Genomic DNA, 19,175 nt, shown 5'->3' on the forward strand with positions numbered 1-19,175 from the left:
TGATATTAAACTTAAATGTCCCATTTATTTAAGAGGTGACCGAACATGAGAACCAATTGGTGGGCTCCTGGCCTCCTTTGTTTAACTGCCTTTTTTTCTGTTTTTTTTCTGAATAGTTTTTTATATAAAATGACCGGAGAAAATATAGTATATGCAAATAATGAGATAATGAATCCGATCCAAAGGGATGTCATACTGGAAAGAGTTTATGTGGATGGTGAGGTTAGTCAGGAAACAGTACAAGAAACGATTGGAAATATGGAGGAGTTTTGGGCTAAATATAGCGGATGGCAGCTTATTCATATGGACGGCAGAAAAATTGTGTTTCAAATGCAGATGGATGATATATCACCTTTATTAAAAGCAAATGGTTATTTTGGGATTACAGAAGAAGGGGTACTGACCATTTTTAACGGCAGACCGCAGAAAACAAATATTATTCAATCCTTTTTCCAAATTGATCTTGGAAGGCTTGAAAGCAAGAAATGTGAGGAATTAAAAAAGGGAATTCCCATAAAGACAAAAGAAAACTTTGTTGAAGTGCTTGAAACTTTTAAAACGTATTCAAAGGGCGATAAACAAGCAAAATAAGATCAAAAGCTCCTGCACCTAGAAAGAATAGGCGGCGGAGCTTTTGATTTTTTATTTTTCAATGCTAGTGATTACGTATTGTCCATTCTGTATTTCCAATTGGTATGTAACATTTTCTGCAGTTTTGACCGTTGCTTTATTTTCGTCCCCTTCAATTGTTACTGCTTCTTGTTTTGTTTCAAGGAAGGAAGGGTTGAAGTAAGGTTCAGCATTTAGAATCATTTGTCCTTCAGCGGTCTTCTCTTCTGTTGCATAATGTGAATAAATATTTTTTGCTAATTCTTCGCTATAGTATTTGGATAGAAATTCCACTGACTTTTCTTCGTCTGCAAAATTAGCATTAATGACAGGCGTCGTTTCGTCAGCGGCGACTTCTTTATGGAATACTTCATTTACCTTCAATTCTGCAACTCTTACTGAATTATATATTTTTGATTGAAGAGAATCAGTGAGCCCAGCAGTCTCTTTCTCCGTCGTTTTTTCAGCTGGCTCTTCTGATGAAGATGAACAGCCTGCTGCTGTAAAGAGGAGTGCGAAAATTACGAATATAGCTAATAGTTTTTTCATTTATATGACCCCCAATGGTGTTTTGAAAACATTTACAATTATAATAATTCTTATTCTCTTTTTGCAACCTTTTTTTCTACGAACCTAATTTAAAGTATGGTACAATGAGGTACAGAAAATCTCGGGGGAGCGAGTATGTTGTTTGAATTCATTAAAGGAAGGGTCGAATATATCGGACCGGAGTTTGTCGTAATTGAAAATAATGGGGTAGGCTTTCAAATATCTACACCAAATCCGTTTAGCTTTAAGCAAGAATATGGGCAGGAAGTAAAAGTATTTACATACCATCATGTTAGGCAAGATTTCATGGCTCTATATGGCTTTCATTCTCGCGAGGAAAAAACATTATTTATAAAGCTTTTAGATGTAACAGGAATCGGTCCAAAGGGAGCATTAGCAATTCTTGCTTCTGGAGAACCTGAGCAGGTCGTTCACGCAATTGAGAATGAAGATGAAGCATTCCTTGTTAAATTCCCGGGAGTAGGGAAGAAAACGGCAAGGCAAATTATCCTAGATTTAAAAGGGAAGCTGCAAAATATAGTTCCTGATTTCTTTCCGGATTTATTTTCAGTTGATAAAATACAGCCTATGCAAAATGGCCATTCGTCAGAATTCGAAGAAGCAATGCTTGCATTGCAAGCGCTTGGTTATTCGGAAAAGGAAATTAAAAAGATTTCTCCTGAGCTAAAGAAAGAACAGCTTACAACAGACCAATACATAAAAAAGGCGCTGCAGCGACTATTAAAATAATATAAATCGTTTGAATAAAAGGCGTGATAAATAAATGGATGAGCGGATTATTTCTGGGGAAGCAGATATTCAAGAACAATCCTTCGAGCAAAGCCTGCGTCCACAGAACTTAAAACAGTATATTGGCCAGGATAAAGTAAAGGAAAACCTTGAAATTTTCATTCAAGCTGCTAAGCTTCGTCAAGAAACACTTGACCACGTACTGCTTTATGGTCCGCCAGGTCTTGGAAAAACGACACTTGCTGCAATTATAGCAAATGAAATGGGCGTAAATATACGGACAACTGCTGGACCAGCCATTGAAAGACCGGGTGATTTAGCTGCTATTCTTACTGCATTGGAGCCAGGAGATGTCCTGTTTATTGATGAAATTCACCGGCTTCCAAGAACAATTGAAGAAGTCCTATATCCTGCAATGGAAGACTTTTGTCTTGATATTGTCATTGGAAAAGGTCCAAGTGCCAGATCCGTACGGCTTGATCTCCCTCCATTTACATTAGTAGGAGCGACGACAAGAGCTGGTTCTTTATCGGCACCGCTCAGAGATCGGTTTGGTGTGCTTAGCAGACTGGAATACTATAATGAAACACAATTAACGGATATTGTTATTAGAACGGCAGATGTTCTAGATACGGAGATAGATGATCTTGCCGCTGTAGAAATAGCAAGAAGGTCAAGGGGAACGCCAAGGATTGCCAACCGGCTTTTAAGAAGAGTTAGAGACTTTGCCCAAGTAAGAGGGAATGGTGCAGTAGACGAGCAGCTTGCGAAAGAAGCGTTAGAGCTTTTGCAAGTAGACCGTTTAGGGCTGGATCATATTGACCATAAATTATTAAGAGGGATCATTGAAAAATTCCGCGGAGGACCAGTAGGTCTTGAAACGATTGCAGCTACAATTGGCGAAGAGGCACATACAATTGAAGATGTTTACGAACCATATTTATTGCAGATTGGTTTTCTTCAGCGTACGCCTAGGGGCAGGATTGTAACAGACTTAGTGTACCGTCATTTCCAAATGGAGGTACCGAAAACAGAATAAGAATAAAGTTGGTGCATCATGAAAGTAGATTTATTTGATTTCCATTTGCCAGAAGAATTAATTGCCCAAACTCCTCTCATTGAGAGAACAAGCAGCAGATTAATGGTTTTGGATAAGGAAAAGGGAACAACCCAGCATACTATTTTTAAACATATTAAAGAACATCTGAAAGCAGGAGACTGTCTTGTACTAAACGATACAAAAGTCCTTCCCGCTCGGCTTTTTGGTGAAAAAGAAGGAACAGGTGCTAAAATAGAAGTTCTTCTGTTAAAACAGCTGGAAGGCGATTCTTGGGAAACGCTCATTAAACCAGCTAAACGTGTAAAAGTAGGTACACGAATTGATTTTGGCGAAGGGAATTTATCAGCTGTATGTACACAGGAATCCGAGCATGGCGGAAGAGTACTTGAATTTCAATATGATGGGATATTTTATGAAGTACTCGAACAATTAGGTGAAATGCCGCTCCCGCCATATATAAAAGAGCAGCTGGATGATCAGGATCGTTATCAAACCGTTTTTGCCCGTGAGCGCGGCTCGGCAGCTGCCCCGACAGCAGGTCTGCATTTTACTGAACAGTTGCTTGAGGAAATTAAAGAATTAGGCGTTCATATTGCTTTTATTACGCTTCATGTTGGACTTGGCACGTTTCGTCCTGTGAATGTTGAGGATTTAAGTGAACATGAAATGCACGCTGAATTTTATCAAATGACAGAGGGCACTGCGAGGCTATTAAATGAAGTGCGTGAGTCGGGCGGAAGGATTATTTCTGTTGGAACAACATCGACAAGGACGCTAGAAACGATTGCTTCAGCTAATAATGGGCGCTTTGATGTGGCAAGCGGCTGGACGGATATTTTTATTTATCCTGGCTACGAATTCAAGGCTATTGATGGGATGATAACAAATTTCCATCTGCCGAAGTCAACGCTTATTATGCTTGTCAGTGCATTAGCAGGCAGAGAAAATGTTTTGAATGCCTATCGTGAAGCTGTTGAAGAGAAATACCGATTCTTTAGCTTTGGAGATGCAATGCTTATAATTTAAGATGAAAGTGACAAGTTGGAAGGAGAACAAATCAATTGACAGCTATTCGTTATGAATTAATAAAAACATGTAAGCAAACAGGTGCAAGACTCGGCCGTGTTCATACGCCTCATGGTTCTTTTGAAACTCCTGTATTTATGCCGGTTGGAACGCTAGCTACTGTGAAAACAATGTCCCCAGAAGAACTTGTGGAGATGGGGGCAGGCATTATTTTAAGCAACACCTACCATCTGTGGCTTCGTCCTGGACAGGAGATCGTAGAGGAAGCAGGCGGCCTGCATAAGTTTATGAATTGGGATCGTGCGATTTTAACGGATTCAGGCGGATTTCAAGTGTTTAGTTTAAGTGAATTCCGTAAAATTGAGGAAGAGGGCGTCCATTTCCGTAATCATTTAAATGGGGACAAGCTATTTTTATCACCAGAGAAAGCGATGGAGATACAAAACTCGCTTGGCTCGGATATTATGATGGCATTTGATGAATGTCCGCCGTATCCAGCAACTTATGAATATATGCAGAAATCGGTAGAACGGACTTCACGCTGGGCAGAGCGCTGTTTACAAGCACATAAACGTCCAAATGATCAAGGCCTATTTGGCATTGTTCAAGGCGGTGAGTATGAAGAATTAAGAAAGCAAAGTGCTAAAGATTTAGTATCGCTTGATTTTCCAGGGTATGCTGTGGGAGGATTATCAGTAGGTGAGCCAAAAGATATTATGAACAGGGTGCTTGAATTTACAACGCCGCTGCTTCCTTCAAATAAACCAAGATACTTAATGGGAGTAGGATCACCAGACTCATTAATAGATGGCGCAATTCGTGGTATCGATATGTTCGATTGTGTGCTTCCGACTAGAATTGCCCGTAATGGAACATTGATGACGAGCGAAGGCCGATTAGTCGTTAAAAATGCAAAGTTTGCAAGAGATTTTGGTCCGATTGATGAGCATTGTGACTGCTATACTTGCCGCAATTACAGCCGGGCGTATATCCGCCATTTAATTCGCTGTGATGAGACATTCGGAATAAGACTTACAACTTATCATAATCTCTATTTTCTGTTAAAATTAATGGAACAGGTCAGACAAGCGATCAGAGAGGATCGTCTGGGGGACTTTAGAGAAGAATTTTTCGAAAGATATGGGTTTAATAAACCAAATGCGAAAAACTTCTAAACAATAAGGATGTTTAAATGGGACAAGCCCATAAGTTTTGAACATTCGTTACTTGGTGAAAGGGGTGAAAATGATATGGAAATGATTAGTACATTAGGACCACTACTGTTAATGTTTGTTTTATTTTACTTTTTGCTTATTCGTCCGCAGCAGAAGCGCCAAAAGGCAGTTCAGCAAATGCAGAACGATTTGAAAAAGGGAGATAAAATCGTAACAATTGGAGGACTACACGGCTTTGTCGATGCGATCGATGAGGGGAAAGTTGTTATCAAGTGTGGAGATGGAAGCCGTCTTACATACGACCGCGCAGCGATTCGTGAAGTAACAGAAGCATCTGCAGGCGGAGATATGCTAGCGAAATCTTAATAGAAAAAGAAGCGGAATCATAGGATTCCGCTTCTTTTTATAAGGCAGGATAATAACAGTTTATACGGCTATAATCAAGGCGCTTGCGCTTTTCTTATGCTGCTCTAGACTTATTATTAGACATATTCACGCCTAAGATCCCGCCCATCATAGCAGTAAGGATGTAACATACATGGTAGATGACCTGCTGCAAATTAAATAAGCTATCCTGACCTAAATATTGAAAAAGAAAAATAATGATGGAATAGCTTAACCCAGTTAATCCTCCAACCATCCATCCCTTCTGCTTGCCTTTTCCTCCAGATATGAACCCCCCTATGAATAGTGAAACAAAAGAAATGGCCGTAACAACAAACTGTAAGGAAGATTCCTGCAGAGATGTAAATGTTAATAACAATGAAATGATTAAGCTGCAAATAATGGCAAGAACAAAAACTGCAATTAGACCGATAAGAATTCCACCGCCGACATTTTTTGAATCTTCTATTTTGCTCCTCTCCTTTCTAACTTAAAGGATTAATCAGTACAGCCTTCCAGACTGCCTGATTCCTTAGTACAAGCATATTCACATAAAGAAAAAATAGAATATAAAACTTAAAACAAGAAATGCAAAAGAAAAAGTTTATAACATAATTTCTCTTACGTTGTTCAGAATAAAAAGGAATGTCATTTAAGGAGGAATGATGTATGGAGGAATATTCCATTATTATTTTACGGACGATTTTTTTGTACATCATTATCATGGTTATATTTCGAATGATGGGAAAAAAGGAACTTGGTCAGCTAAGTACCGTGGACCTTGTTGTTTCGATCATGATTGCTGAAATGGCTGTATTGGCGATTGAAAAGCCACAGAGCCCATTGTTTACAAATATATTGCCAATGCTGATATTGATGCTCATCCAAATCAGTTTTTCATTTGCAACGCTTAAAAGCAAGCGGCTCCGTGATTTAGTGGACGGAAAGCCAACCATTATTATTAATAAAGGAAAAATTGATGAAGAGGCAATGAAGAAACATCGCTATAATTTTGATGACCTCCTGCTGCAGCTTAGAGGAAAAGATATTCGTAATATTACAGATGTGGAGTTTGCCATCCTCGAAACAACTGGGGAATTATCTGTATTAAAAAAGGAAAAAAAGAAGAAGGGAAATATGACGATTCCTCTTATTCTAGATGGGATCGTTCAAGAGGAAAATTTAGAAGTAATAAATGAAACAAACTTCTGGCTCCGGCAGCAGCTTAAGAAAAGAGGGTATAACGATATGAACAAAATCTCTTTTTGCAGCTTTGAAAATGGGCAATTTTATATTGATTTGAAAGATGAAAAAAAATAAGAGACACCTGCTCTAGGGTGTCTACACTATTCATACTATTTAAAAGCAAGTTTTGAAAGATGCTCTCCAATCCAAGGAATCCGTTTCAATTCATCCTGTTTAACTAATCCAAGCAGTAAAGAAAGAATGGAATAACTAACAGTAATAAGAATGGAGATAAGTAAAACCTGGGTAGCGAGATGCAAGTCTTCACGCATGCTTTGCAGAGCCCAATAGCCAATATATCCTGAAACCCCCATAACAAGGAAAGTTTTTAAATAATCACGAACATAAAAAGTAAAAGAAATTTTTTTCAAAATCGTTGCGAAATGCAGCAATGTAACAAGAACAAAGCCAACGAGAATCCCCATTGCTACTCCAGTTATTCCAAACTCTGCCTGGCGAGCCAATAAATAAATGACAGCTGTTTTTACAACGGCTCCAATCAAGCTATTGATCATCGCGGCTCTTGCTAAATTCAAAGCTTGAAGTGCTGCCTGAAGCGGACCTTGGAAATAATGGAATAAAAAGAATGGCGCCATTAACTTAATAAATTGTGTACCGCTTGATGAGTTATACATCACTCTCATTAATTCGTCCGATAATACATAGATAATGACTACGGCTAACCCTCCGCTTAAAAGACAGAAGCGAAGCGCCTGCTGCAGGCGATACTCGATTAATCGGCTATTATTCTTTGAATTTGCCTCACTGATTGCAGGGACGAGAGCAGTTGAAAGAGAAAGAGTAACAAAGGAAGGGAGCATGAGTAATGGCATCGCAAAACCGGTGAGAGCCCCATATTGTTTTGTCGCTGCAATGGCAGCTACTCCAGCAATTGCGAGACTATGTGAAACGACAATTGGTTCAAAAAACCATGTCAGAGAACCGATCATTCTGCTTCCTGTTGTTGGTAAGGCAATACTCATTAACTCGCTAAATGTTCTTTTTCCTGTTTTAACATATTTGAAAAATTGTTTTCTTACTCGAAATTTCTTTTTGAGCTTGAAGGTTGCTAATAGATAGATTAGCGATGCTAATTCACCTATAACAGAAGCAATCATCGCTCCTGCAGCAGCATATTCAATCCCATATGGGAGAAATGCTTTGGTTAAAGCGGCAATTAAGGTGATTCTTACTACTTGCTCAAGCATTTGAGAAATAGCCGCTGGTTTCATGTTTTGCTTGCCTTGGAAATAGCCGCGGATGACAGAAGAAATGGCAATAATAGGTACAATAGGTGCAATAACAAGCAGCGGAAGTTTTGTCCGCGGATCGGTGAATAATGTTTCAGATAGAATGGGGGCGAGCAAGATTAAAGCTGGTGTGAAAATGACTGAAAGTGAAATGGTGACTGCTAGTGAAACAACTAAAATTTTCTTAACCTTTGCTGCATCCCCTTGCGCTTCCGCTTCTGCTACATTTTTGGAAATAGCAACAGGCAGCCCTAGCTGTGTAATCGTAACGACAAGCATTAATGTTGGAAATGCCATCATATATAGCCCGACGCCTTCTTCCCCAATGAATCGAGCAATAACAATTCTGTTTATAAACCCAAGCACCCTTGTGACAAGTCCGGCTGCCAGTAGGATCATCGTACCTCTTAAAAACTTAGACATTGCTTTCCCTGCCTTCTCAAAATAGGTGTTATCATATACAATTAACTATATGCATGAACTAGGACAAAGCATGACAAGCAATCATTAATTTTTCAGAGCAGTCATTTATTTAGTAGATTGGATAATGCATTACATTCGTAAACTGTGAATCTAAGGGGGTTCTAGCGTGAAGGCAAGCCATAAATATGATTCTTTTCGTTATCAAGTTCAGCCCGCAATCGCAAGTAAATTGGAAGAATTTTTTTTATTAGGGTACGGTCATGTGAAGGAAGAACAGCTTTGGGATTTTTTAACGACTAAGAAATGGCGTAAGACAACTGAGGATAAACGAATTGCTGAGATTGTTGATGACATCCTCTCTGTGAAAGTGGGGGACTTCTTTAGTTTTGCAACAATTGAAGCTTTTAAAGGAGCAGAGTTTGCTTTTGATGATGAGGATGAGCTTCGGGAGCTTTTGAAATAGAAAATTTTAATCTGACAATCATCCAGCTAACACTTCTGACATTAGACTTCTACAATAATTGACAGCTTTTATAAACTGTTTCATAATAAAAATATTGGAATTCCCGGTCGACTTATCCATTTATATGTTGTATGCTGTCACAGCGTTCAAAAAGGATGTCACTGCCGGTTTACGCTAAGGAGCCTTTCGGGCTTGTATTTAAGGAGGACAATTACATAATGGTAAAGCGCGGTCGCATTGTTGCCTTCTTCCTGATTGTTTTATTAATAGGAAGCTTAATAGGAACAACAACTAATGGCATTACAAAAAACATTAAACTTGGGCTGGATCTACAAGGGGGCTTTGAGGTCCTATATGAAGTATCTACCTTAGACGATAAAAAGGTTGATAAAACTGCTTTAGCAAGTACAGCCAAGGCGCTGGAAAAGCGGGTTAATGTAATGGGTGTAAGTGAGCCCAGCATTCAAATTGAAGGAGAAAACAGAATTCGCGTACAGCTGGCGGGTGTTACAGATCAAAACAAAGCTCGTGAAATGCTAGCAACACAAGCCAATCTATCCTTCAGAGATGTAAATGATGTGAAGCTCATGGATGGTTCGGATCTTGCAGAAGGCGGCGCGAAACAAACCTTTGATGAAAATGGAAATCCAAGTGTTTCCCTTAAGCTGACTAGTGCAAGTAAATTTAAAGAGGTCACACAAAAAATTGTTAATATGGGTGCACCAAATAACTTACTAGTTATTTGGCTTGACTTTGAAGAAGGGGACTCCTTTAAAGCGGAAGCAGCAAAGGAAAATCCGGCTTATTTATCTGCTCCACAAGTGAGTCAGGTGTTTAACCAGGATTCTGTTTCGATTACAGGCCGTTTTACGATGGAAGAAGCAAATACTTTAGTTGACCTTTTAAATGCAGGTTCATTGCCTGTAAAATTAGATGAAGTATATTCAACATCAGTGGGTGCTCAGTTTGGTGAGCAGGCATTGCAAAAGACAGTTTTTGGAGGAATTGTTGGGATTGCAATCATTTATTTATTTATGATTTTCTTCTACCGATTCCCAGGTTTAATTGCGACGGTTACATTATCAATTTATATTTTCCTCATTCTACTCATATTTGATTGGATGAATGCCGTATTAACTCTGCCTGCTATTGCGGCACTTGTACTTGGGGTAGGTATGGCAGTTGATGCGAACATTATTACCTATGAAAGAATTAAAGAGGAAATGAAGGTTGGAAGAACAGTTAAGTCGGCCTTCAATGCGGGAAATCAAAACTCGTTTGCATCTATTTTTGATGCAAATATTACAACTCTTCTAGCAGCTGGTGTCTTATATGTATATGGTAATAGCTCGATAAAGGGCTTTGGAACAATGCTAATCATTAGTATTCTTGTCAGCTTTTTAACAGCTGTTTACGGTTCAAGGCTATTACTCGGTCTATGGGTAAACAGTAATCTATTTAATAAAAGACCTGGCTGGTTTGGTGTGAAAAAAAGCGAGATTAGAAATATTTCTGAGAATGTAGATACACATGATCTGCCAACCATATATGATAAAATAGATTTTGTGAAAACCAGGAAAATATATTATATTATTTCTGGTGCTTTAATGGCTATAGGAATTGTTTTAGTGTCTGTCTTCGGTTTAAATCTAGGAATTGACTTCTCGAGCGGAACGCGAATTGATATTCAATCGCCGCATGCCTTGACGAAGGAAGAAGTGAAATCAGAGTTATCGAAGCTAGATATTGATACTAACAATATCGTTATTTCTGGAGACGAGAAAAATATTGGGGTTGCAAGGTTAAAAGGTGTTTTAACGAAGGAAGAGATCGCAACCTTAAAGACTGAATTCCATAAAATATATGGCGCGGACCCAACAGTTAGCACGGTTTCACCGACTGTCGGAAAAGAGTTGGCGAAAAACGGGATAAAGTCATTAATTATTGCTGCAATCGGGATCATTATTTATGTATCGATCCGTTTTGAAATGAAAATGGCAGTTCCAGCAGTAGTAGCATTAATACATGATGCATTCTTAATTGTCGTTTTCTTTAGTATCACGAGGTTAGAGGTTGATATTACTTTTATCGCTGCGATCTTGACGGTTATTGGTTATTCCATTAACGATACGATTGTTACGTTCGATAGAATGCGTGAAAATATGCAAAAGAAAAAGCGTTTAAAAACGATGGATGATATTGCTGATGTTGTAAATAAGGCATTACGCCAAGTAATGACTAGGTCAATTAATACAGTTTTAACAGTTATTATTGCTATTCTTGGCTTGTTAATTTTTGGCAGTGAGTCCATTCGTAATTTCTCTATTGCTTTATTAGTCGGTACAATAGTAGGGGTTTATTCATCCATATTCCTAGCTGCCCAATGGTGGTATGATTGGAAAGGGAAGGAACTTAAGAAAAAAGGTGTAATTAAAACTGTTAAAGAAAAGCGAAAAACAAGTGATGAGCCACAAGTATAAATGATCATAGAATAGAAACAAAACCTCAGGAATCTCCTGAGGTTTTTCCTTTCACTAAAGGTATTATTGGGGCAAATGGGTTAAACTAAAAGTAAGATTAGGGGAGGAAGGAAGTTTCTAGTGAGTAATCAAGATCGCTTTAAAAAAGCCGAGTTTGCTGCTATGCTTGGGATCATTGTAAATATCGTTCTTGCTATCGTTAAATGGGGAATTGGAGTTTATGCTGGAAGCCGCGCTTTAGTAGCAGATGCAGTTCACTCCGCTTCAGACGTAGCTGGATCATTTGCCGTTTATTTAGGTTTGAAGGCTGCCAAGCAGCCGCCTGATGAAGATCATCCGTATGGCCATGGAAAAGCAGAATCCATCGCAGCGATTATTGTAGCAGTCCTTTTATTATTAGTTGGTATTGAAATTGGAAAATCATCCTTCGAGGCATTTTTTCAGCCGATCGAGCCGCCTAAAACCATTGCGATTGCCGCAGTAGTCCTATCAATTATTGTAAAAGAAATCCTATTTCGCTATAAGTATAAATTAGGTCGTGAATTAAATAGTGATGCATTAATTGTAAATGCTTATGAACACCGTTCAGATGTTTATTCATCTATTGCTGCATTAGCAGGGATTGGCAGTGCCATTATCGGCGGGAAACTAGGCATTGAGTGGCTTGAGTATGCTGATCCAGTCGCAGGAATTATCGTATCACTGATGGTTCTTAAAATGGCCTGGTCTCTTGGGAAAGAATCGATACATAATACACTTGATCATGTCCTCCATGAAGAGGATACAGTTGAATTGAGGCGGGCAGTTGAAGAATTTGAAGAAGTGAAGCAAATCGATGAATTACATGCAAGGGAGCATGGACATTATGTGATCATTGATTTAAAAATATCAGTAGATCCGTATATGACGGTAGAAGAAGGGCACCGGGTCGGAAAAAAAGTAAAGAAAAGGCTATTAGAAATAGAAAATGTTCAGAATGTCTTTGTTCATATTAATCCGTATAATGATGGAAAGCATGAGGGTGAGAATATAGAAAGCTTATGAAACGGCGAGTTATTCGCTGTTTTTTTATTCCAGAGTAAGTATAGCATCTTTCGACTTTAAGAACCGTTGAGTTCCAGCACTTGCGCTTTTCCTATTTTCTTTCATTGAAACACAAGAATCGCTCCTGTATAATTAAGCAGTTGAGGGGTGAACAAATGTTACATTCAAAAACACGATGGATGGTTCAGAATTCAGATGAAGAAAAGGAAAATCTGCTTGTCCAAGAATTAAATATAACGCCTCTCGTGGCTTCACTCCTTGTTAATCGGGGATTAGATACGCCGGAACAAGCACGGCATTTTTTATTTGATCAAAAACAAGAATTTCACGATCCTTTTTTATTAACAGGTATGGATGCTGCGGTATCAAGAATAAAAGAGGCAATCGAGAATCAAGAAGCAATATTAATATTTGGTGACTATGACGCAGATGGTGTAACAAGTACGACCGTTATGATGAAGACACTTCAAGAGCTTGGGGCGAATGTAGAATTTTACATACCAAACCGCTTTACAGAAGGGTATGGACCAAATATACCTGCTTTTCAGCATGCGTCAGAAATAGGTATTAAACTGATTATTACTGTTGATACAGGTATAGCTGCTGTAAATGAAGCAAAGGCTGCGAAAGAGCTAGGGCTCGATCTTATTATTACTGATCATCATGAACCAGGTCCTGAGTTGCCTGAAGCATTAGCAATCATTCACCCGAAGCTTGATAATAGTGAATATCCTTTTCGCGATTTAGCAGGTGTAGGTGTAGCATTTAAATTGGCTCATGCACTGTTAGGCAGAATTCCAGAACATTTGCTGGAAGTTGCTGCAATCGGAACAATCGCTGATCTTGTTTCACTTAAAGGAGAAAATCGCTTAATTGCAAAAAGAGGGATTAAAAAACTTCAGTCTACATCAAATGTTGGTTTAAAAGCATTGCTTAAATTAAATAAAGTAGAACCCAATTCAATAAATGAAGAAACAGTTGGTTTTCTAATCGCTCCTCGCTTGAATGCAGCAGGAAGATTGGAAAGCGCTGACCCTGCAGTTGATCTGCTGTTAACAGAAGATAGTCTTGAAGCGGAATCCATTGCTGAGGAAATTGAGCAATTAAATAAGGATCGCAAGACTTTAGTCAGTGAAATTACAGAGCAGGCCATTCGTGAAGTGGAAGAAAGATACCCAGTGAATGAAAATGCAGTTCTTGTTATTGGAAGAGAGGGCTGGAATGCTGGGGTAATTGGCATTGTTGCATCAAAGCTTGTAGATACATTCTATCGGCCTGTGATTGTTCTAAGCTATGATTTAGAAAAAGGTCTTGCAAAAGGATCTGCAAGAAGTATAGCAGGTTTTGACCTTTTTAAAAATCTGTCAGATTGCAGAGAGATTTTGCCTCATTTTGGCGGACATCCGATGGCAGCAGGGATGACATTGAAGCTTGATGATGTAAATGAACTTCGGAACAGACTCAACACTGCTGCTAAAGAACAATTATCAGAAGAGGATTTTGTTCCTGTCACGCAACTGGATGGGGAAATCGCATTACATGATATTCATTTGAATTCTTTAGAAGAGCTGCAAATGCTTTCTCCCTACGGAATGGATAATCCAAAACCAAAAATTATGATTAAGAATGCTAATATATCTGCAATGAAAAAGATCGGTTCGGATCAAAATCATCTAAAGATGACGATTGAAAATAATGGTCATACATTAGACGGGGTCGGTTTTGGACTTGGTTCATTATTCGAACATATATCTCCAAGTTCGCAAATATCGGTTATCGGGGAATTAGCGATTAATGAATGGAATAATATTCGCAAACCGCAAATGTTTCTCCAAGACATAGCTATTGATGTATGGCAGCTTTTTGATATTAGAGGGGTAAAGCGCATTGCAAGTATAGCAGAGCTTGTCCCGAATAATTGTTCGAAATGGATTGTTTTTAATCAAGAGAATGTGAGTAAATTTCAAGGATATACAAACGATAATTTAATAATAATAAATTCAGTTGAGGAAGCATCAGCACTGAACATTGAGAAAGAAAATGTGATTTTGACAGATCTCCCTTCCTCTAAGGAAATATTGTCTGCAGTATTTGCTGGAAAAAAACCAGCTAGAGTGTATGCACATTTTTATAATGAAAATGACGCATATTTTAGTACCATTCCTACAAGAGATCATTTCAAATGGTTCTATGCCCTATTAGTAAAAAAGGGACCTTTTGATCTTAGAAAGTATGGGGATGACATTGCAAAATTTAAAGGCTGGAGCAGACAAACAATTGACTTCATGTCAAAGGTGTTTTTTGAACTCGATTTTGTTAAAATAGAAAATGGATTCATTTCTGTTAATAAAGCTACTGAAAAACGTGATTTGTCAGATTCATTAACATATCAGAAGGTGCTGGCACAGTATACACTTGAAAGGGATTTGGTGTATTCTTCCTATCAGCAATTAAAAGGATGGTTTGACGAAGTGATCCAAGGTTTACGTGAAATTGAGGAGGAAATGAAAGCATGGACTTAAAACAATATATTACAATCGTCCAAGACTGGCCAAAACCAGGTATTCAATTTAAAGATATAACAACATTAATGGATAATGGCGATGCTTATCGTTATGCAACAGACAAAATTGTAGAATATGCACGAGAAAAGCATATTGATCTTGTTGTTGGTCCAGAGGCACGCGGCTTTATTATCGGTTGTCCAGTTGCTTATTCACTTGGAGTAGGTTTTGCCCCTGTAAGAAAGGAAGGCAAGCTTCCGCGTGAAACAATTAAGGTTGATTACGGTCTTGAGTATGGGAAGGATGTTCTTACGATCCATAAGGATGCAATCAAGCCTGGACAGCGTGTCTTAATTACCGATGATTTACTGGCAACAGGGGGAACAATTGAGGCAACGATTAAATTAGTTGAAGAACTTGGCGGAGTTGTAGCTGGAATTGCCTTCCTGATTGAATTATCATATTTAAAAGGTCGCGACAAGCTTGAAAAATATGATATACTTACTTTAATGGAATTTTAATTTTCATGAGAGCGCTAAAAAAGCGCTCTTTTTATATTTTGATTTTATCCAAAAGAGAGAAAATAATATTGCAAACAGACAAAATTCGACAGACTTTTTGTTTTTCCTTTAAAAATAACCTCCTAACCCTTTACATCTTCGTTTTTTTTTTCGATAATAGTAACAATCATAATTTTTTAAAGTAAATGTAAACGGAAATTTAGATAAAACTACTATTAGATAAAGGTGATCCCATGGCGAACGATCATGTTCTGACCGCTGAACAAGTCATCGACAGGACAAAAGTATATTTAAATGATGAGCATGCGGCACTAGTGAAGAAGGCATATGAATTTGCAAGGCATGCACATCGTGAACAATATCGAAAATCGGGTGAGCCTTATATCATCCACCCTATTCAAGTTGCGGGAATATTAGCTGATTTGGAGATGGATCCTTCCACAGTTGCAGCCGGTTTTCTTCATGATGTTGTAGAGGATACTGATGTCACACTTGCAGATATTAAAGAAGCCTTTAATGAGGAAGTGGCAATGCTCGTTGATGGCGTGACGAAGCTAGGAAAAATTAAATATAAATCGAAGGAAGAGCAGCAGGCCGAAAACCATCGGAAGATGTTCGTAGCGATGGCGCAGGATATTCGGGTCATACTGATAAAATTAGCTGATAGACTTCATAATATGCGCACATTGAAGCATCTCCCAGCTGAAAAACAGCGCAGAATTTCAAATGAAACTCTTGAAATATTCGCACCTCTTGCCCATCGGCTAGGAATTTCAAAAATCAAATGGGAGCTTGAAGATACTGCTTTAAGATATTTAAATCCGCAGCAATACTACCGGATTGTCAACCTAATGAAAAAGAAGAGGGCTGAACGGGAGCAATATCTTGAAGATGTCATCGATGTGATGCGGTCGAGAATGGAAGATGTATCGATTAAGTCAGAGATTTCTGGCCGCCCGAAGCATATTTATAGCATTTATCGGAAAATGGCTTTGCAAAATAAGCAATTTAGTGAAATATATGATTTGCTTGCTGTAAGAATTGTTGTTAATAGTATTAAAGATTGCTACGCAGTGCTAGGAATCATTCATACGTGCTGGAAGCCAATGCCAGGGCGTTTTAAGGATTATATCGCCATGCCGAAGCAAAATATGTATCAATCTCTTCATACGACTGTTATTGGTCCAAAAGGCGATCCTCTTGAAGTGCAGATTCGCACATTTGAAATGCATCGAATTGCTGAATTCGGGATTGCTGCCCACTGGGCATATAAAGAAGGAAAAAAGGTCAATGAAGGATCACCTTCCATTGAAGATAAGCTGACATGGTTCCGTGAAATATTAGAATTCCAGGATGATGCCGTAAATGCGGAAGAATTTATGGAATCTCTGAAAATTGACCTTTTCTCAGATATGGTATTTGTTTTTACTCCTAAAGGAGATGTAATCGAGCTTCCTTCAGGTTCCGTTCCAATTGATTTCGCCTACCGGATTCATTCTGAAATCGGCAATAAAACAATTGGTTCAAAAGTAAATGGGAAAATGGTGACGCTTGATTATAAGCTGAAAACAGGCGATATTATTGAAATATTAACGTCCAAGCACTCATATGGCCCAAGTAAAGACTGGCTTAAGCTTGCCCAAACCTCACAGGCAAAAAATAAAATTAGGGCATTTTTTAAGAAACAATTACGTGATGAGAATATTGAAAAGGGCAAAGAATTAGTTGAAAAAGAAATCCGTAATATGGATTTTGATTTAAAAGAAATCTTAACGAATGAGAACGTTAAAAGAGTCATAGAAAAGTTTAATTTTACTAATGAAGAAGATATGTATGCGGCTGTTGGCTACAATGGGGTCACAGCTCTGCAGGTTGCGAACAGGCTTACGGAAAAGTGGCGAAAAAAGCGTGATATGGAGCAAACTGCTGACATTATTACGAATGCTGTTTCTGAATTAAAAGCTTTCCCATCTACAAAAAAACGAGAATCAGGCGTCCGGGTTGCAGGAATTGATAATTTACTTATTCGTTTGTCGCGCTGCTGTAATCCAGTGCCAGGGGATGAAATTGTTGGTTTCATTACGAAGGGGCGCGGTGTCTCTGTCCATCGGGCTGATTGCACGAATATTGTCACAGAGGATGCTAAAGCAAGGTTGATTCCTGTAGAATGGGAAACGGCCTTAAATGATCGTAAAGAATATAGTGTTGAAATTGAGATTACCGGATATGATAGACGAGGATTATTAAACGAGGTTCTTCAGGCAGTAAATGAGACAAAAACGAATATTTCCGCAGTAACAGGCCGTTCGGATCGCAATAAATCAGCAACGATTAATATGACAATTGCCATCCACAATGTCAGCCATTTACAAAAAGTTGTCGATCGGATTAAACAAATTCCGGATGTATATGCTGTTCGCAGAATTATGAATTAAGGAGTATTTGTTATGCGTGTTGTTGTACAGCGAAGCAAGGAAGCAAGTGTAACGGTTGAAGGGGAAATCGTTGGTAGCATAGCAAAGGGGTTTGTATTGCTAGTCGGTGTTACACATGAAGATACAATAGAAGATGCGCAGTTTTTAGCAGAGAAAATCGCTAATCTGCGTGTTTTTGAAGATGATGCTGGAAAAATGAATCTTTCCATTTTAGACAAGGGCGGGGAGATTTTATCTGTCTCACAATTTACTTTATACGGAGATTGCCGCAAAGGACGCAGACCAAATTTCATGGATGCAGCAAAACCTGAGCATGCGGTGAAAATTTATGAGGCTTTAAATACTTGCCTTGAGGAAAAAGGGATAAACGTAGCAACCGGCATTTTCGGCGCAATGATGGACGTTCAATTAACGAATGATGGACCGGTTACATTAATTGTGGAAAGTAAATAGAAAAGCGACATCCTGTCGCATTGTCGACACTAGTACGTCCTGTACGTCGGGGGTAGGCTCTGCAGCTAGACAAATAAAAAAGGGCGATATCCATGAACTGAACCCAAAAAGTTAGACATGGGGTTTAGGCAGCTACTTGGGCATGAGTTCGGTATTGCACTGGACTCATGCCTTTTAACTTTGCCTTAATCCGTTTGTGGTTATAATAGTGAATGTATTTTTCTAACTCTATTTTAAAATGCTCCACACTCTCGAATTTCTTCAAATAAAGCAATTCAGACTTTAATAAGCCAAAGAAGTTCTCCATGACTGCGTTATCCAAGCAGTTCCCCTTACGGGACATACTTTGAATGATACCATGTTTTTTTAATGCAAATTGATACTGCTTCATCTGATAATGCCAGCCTTGATCAGAATGGAGGATGGGGGTTTCTCCCTCGTTTAATCGCTCAATGGCCTTGTCCAACATTTTAGAAACAAGTGGATATACAGGGCGTTGCTCTATATTATAAGCTATTATCTCACCATTATATAAGTCGAGAATGGGCGATAAATATAGCTTTTCCCCATGCAGGTGGAATTCTGTCACATCCGTCACCCACTTCTTGTTAGGCTTAGATGCATGAAAATCCCGTTCTAATATATTAGCTGTAGTTTTGCCTACTTGTCCTCGGTATGACCGATATTTTTTCATTCGAACGAGACATTTTAATCCCAGCTCATTCATTAGACGTCGGATCGTTTTATGATTGATTACATACCCTCTGTTGCGTAATTCTAATGTAATCCGACGGTAACCATAAC

At 38.6% G+C, this 19,175-nt stretch carries 19 protein-coding genes; 15 read left to right on the forward strand and 4 right to left on the reverse strand.

All coding sequences use genetic code 11. The features are described 5' to 3' along the window. The first annotated feature begins 45 nt into the window (after nt 1-45). A complete protein-coding gene (locus C1726_RS18075) occupies nt 46-591 on the forward strand; it encodes an intercompartmental signaling factor BofC (protein ID WP_102274431.1) in 546 nt (181 codons plus the stop codon). A 51-nt stretch (nt 592-642) separates the two neighbouring features. Here C1726_RS18075 and C1726_RS18080 read toward each other — a convergent pair whose 3' ends face one another. Next, the gene (locus tag C1726_RS18080; RefSeq protein WP_102274432.1) at nt 643-1,158 is read right to left on the reverse strand and encodes an endonuclease; all 516 of its coding nucleotides are present in this window, start codon (nt 1,156-1,158) and stop codon (nt 643-645) included. Between the two features lie 138 nt (nt 1,159-1,296). On the opposite strand from C1726_RS18080, the gene ruvA reads away from it, so the two are divergent. From ruvA to yajC, 5 genes are all read left to right on the forward strand, one after another. Beyond that, a complete protein-coding gene (ruvA, locus tag C1726_RS18085; protein ID WP_102275848.1) occupies nt 1,297-1,908 on the forward strand; it encodes a Holliday junction branch migration protein RuvA in 612 nt (203 codons plus the stop codon). A 34-nt stretch (nt 1,909-1,942) separates the two neighbouring features. After that, nucleotides 1,943-2,947 carry a Holliday junction branch migration DNA helicase RuvB gene (gene ruvB / locus C1726_RS18090; RefSeq protein ID WP_102274433.1) on the forward strand — a complete coding sequence of 335 codons (1,005 nt, stop codon included), beginning with the start codon at nt 1,943-1,945 and terminating at the stop codon, nt 2,945-2,947. A gap of 18 nt (nt 2,948-2,965) precedes the next feature. Continuing rightward, on the forward strand, nt 2,966-3,994 hold the full coding sequence (gene queA / locus C1726_RS18095; protein ID WP_102274434.1) for a tRNA preQ1(34) S-adenosylmethionine ribosyltransferase-isomerase QueA: 1,029 nt from the start codon (nt 2,966-2,968) through the stop codon (nt 3,992-3,994). Between the two features lie 35 nt (nt 3,995-4,029). Continuing rightward, nucleotides 4,030-5,169 (forward strand): tRNA guanosine(34) transglycosylase Tgt, encoded by a 1,140-nt coding sequence (gene tgt, locus C1726_RS18100; protein ID WP_102274435.1) that lies wholly within the window; start codon nt 4,030-4,032, stop codon nt 5,167-5,169. A 75-nt stretch (nt 5,170-5,244) separates the two neighbouring features. Then, nucleotides 5,245-5,535 (forward strand): preprotein translocase subunit YajC, encoded by a 291-nt coding sequence (gene yajC, locus C1726_RS18105; protein ID WP_102274436.1) that lies wholly within the window; start codon nt 5,245-5,247, stop codon nt 5,533-5,535. Nucleotides 5,536-5,629: 94 nt separating this feature from the next. Here yajC and C1726_RS18110 read toward each other — a convergent pair whose 3' ends face one another. Continuing rightward, nucleotides 5,630-5,941 (reverse strand): TIGR04086 family membrane protein, encoded by a 312-nt coding sequence (locus C1726_RS18110; RefSeq protein WP_235822871.1) that lies wholly within the window; start codon nt 5,939-5,941, stop codon nt 5,630-5,632. Between C1726_RS18110 and C1726_RS26620 the strand changes: the two genes are divergently transcribed. Both C1726_RS26620 and C1726_RS18115 read left to right on the forward strand, forming a co-directional pair. After that, nucleotides 5,853-6,047 carry a hypothetical protein gene (locus C1726_RS26620; RefSeq protein ID WP_235822798.1) on the forward strand — a complete coding sequence of 65 codons (195 nt, stop codon included), beginning with the start codon at nt 5,853-5,855 and terminating at the stop codon, nt 6,045-6,047. The genes C1726_RS18110 and C1726_RS26620 overlap by 89 nt on opposite strands. 175 nt (nt 6,048-6,222) lie before the next feature. Then, nucleotides 6,223-6,873, forward strand: coding sequence for a DUF421 domain-containing protein (locus C1726_RS18115; protein ID WP_102274438.1), 651 nt, complete (start codon nt 6,223-6,225; stop codon nt 6,871-6,873). A 35-nt stretch (nt 6,874-6,908) separates the two neighbouring features. Here the strand turns inward: C1726_RS18115 and spoVB are convergent, their stop codons facing one another. Next, nucleotides 6,909-8,471 carry a stage V sporulation protein B gene (gene spoVB, locus C1726_RS18120; RefSeq protein ID WP_102274439.1) on the reverse strand — a complete coding sequence of 521 codons (1,563 nt, stop codon included), beginning with the start codon at nt 8,469-8,471 and terminating at the stop codon, nt 6,909-6,911. A 166-nt stretch (nt 8,472-8,637) separates the two neighbouring features. Between spoVB and C1726_RS18125 the strand changes: the two genes are divergently transcribed. The 7 genes from C1726_RS18125 to dtd all read left to right on the forward strand — a co-directional run bounded on the left by C1726_RS18125 (nt 8,638) and on the right by dtd (nt 18,371). Further along, nucleotides 8,638-8,934, forward strand: a complete 297-nt coding sequence (locus tag C1726_RS18125; RefSeq protein ID WP_102274440.1) for a post-transcriptional regulator — start codon at nt 8,638-8,640, stop codon at nt 8,932-8,934. A 218-nt stretch (nt 8,935-9,152) separates the two neighbouring features. After that, nucleotides 9,153-11,414, forward strand: a complete 2,262-nt coding sequence (gene secDF / locus C1726_RS18130; RefSeq protein WP_102274441.1) for a protein translocase subunit SecDF — start codon at nt 9,153-9,155, stop codon at nt 11,412-11,414. A gap of 120 nt (nt 11,415-11,534) precedes the next feature. Beyond that, the gene (locus C1726_RS18135; RefSeq protein WP_102274442.1) at nt 11,535-12,458 is read left to right on the forward strand and encodes a cation diffusion facilitator family transporter; all 924 of its coding nucleotides are present in this window, start codon (nt 11,535-11,537) and stop codon (nt 12,456-12,458) included. Nucleotides 12,459-12,613: 155 nt separating this feature from the next. After that, nucleotides 12,614-14,980 carry a single-stranded-DNA-specific exonuclease RecJ gene (gene recJ, locus C1726_RS18140; protein ID WP_102274443.1) on the forward strand — a complete coding sequence of 789 codons (2,367 nt, stop codon included), beginning with the start codon at nt 12,614-12,616 and terminating at the stop codon, nt 14,978-14,980. Next, nucleotides 14,971-15,483 carry an adenine phosphoribosyltransferase gene (locus C1726_RS18145; RefSeq protein ID WP_102274444.1) on the forward strand — a complete coding sequence of 171 codons (513 nt, stop codon included), beginning with the start codon at nt 14,971-14,973 and terminating at the stop codon, nt 15,481-15,483. Before recJ ends, C1726_RS18145 begins: the two co-directional genes overlap by 10 nt. Nucleotides 15,484-15,716: 233 nt before the next feature. Further along, nucleotides 15,717-17,918: a RelA/SpoT family protein gene (locus C1726_RS18150; RefSeq protein ID WP_102274445.1), complete on the forward strand. Its 2,202-nt coding sequence runs from the start codon at nt 15,717-15,719 to the stop codon at nt 17,916-17,918. Between the two features lie 12 nt (nt 17,919-17,930). Next, nucleotides 17,931-18,371 carry a D-aminoacyl-tRNA deacylase gene (dtd, locus tag C1726_RS18155; protein WP_102274446.1) on the forward strand — a complete coding sequence of 147 codons (441 nt, stop codon included), beginning with the start codon at nt 17,931-17,933 and terminating at the stop codon, nt 18,369-18,371. Between the two features lie 124 nt (nt 18,372-18,495). Here the strand turns inward: dtd and C1726_RS18160 are convergent. Further along, nucleotides 18,496-19,175: IS3 family transposase (locus tag C1726_RS18160; RefSeq protein WP_142385082.1), on the reverse strand; the 680-nt coding region annotated here is incomplete at its 5' end.

The sequence above is a fragment of the Cytobacillus massiliigabonensis genome (assembly GCF_900199725.1).
In the GTDB taxonomy this organism is placed as follows: Bacteria; Bacillota; Bacilli; order Bacillales; family Cytobacillaceae; genus Cytobacillus; species Cytobacillus massiliigabonensis.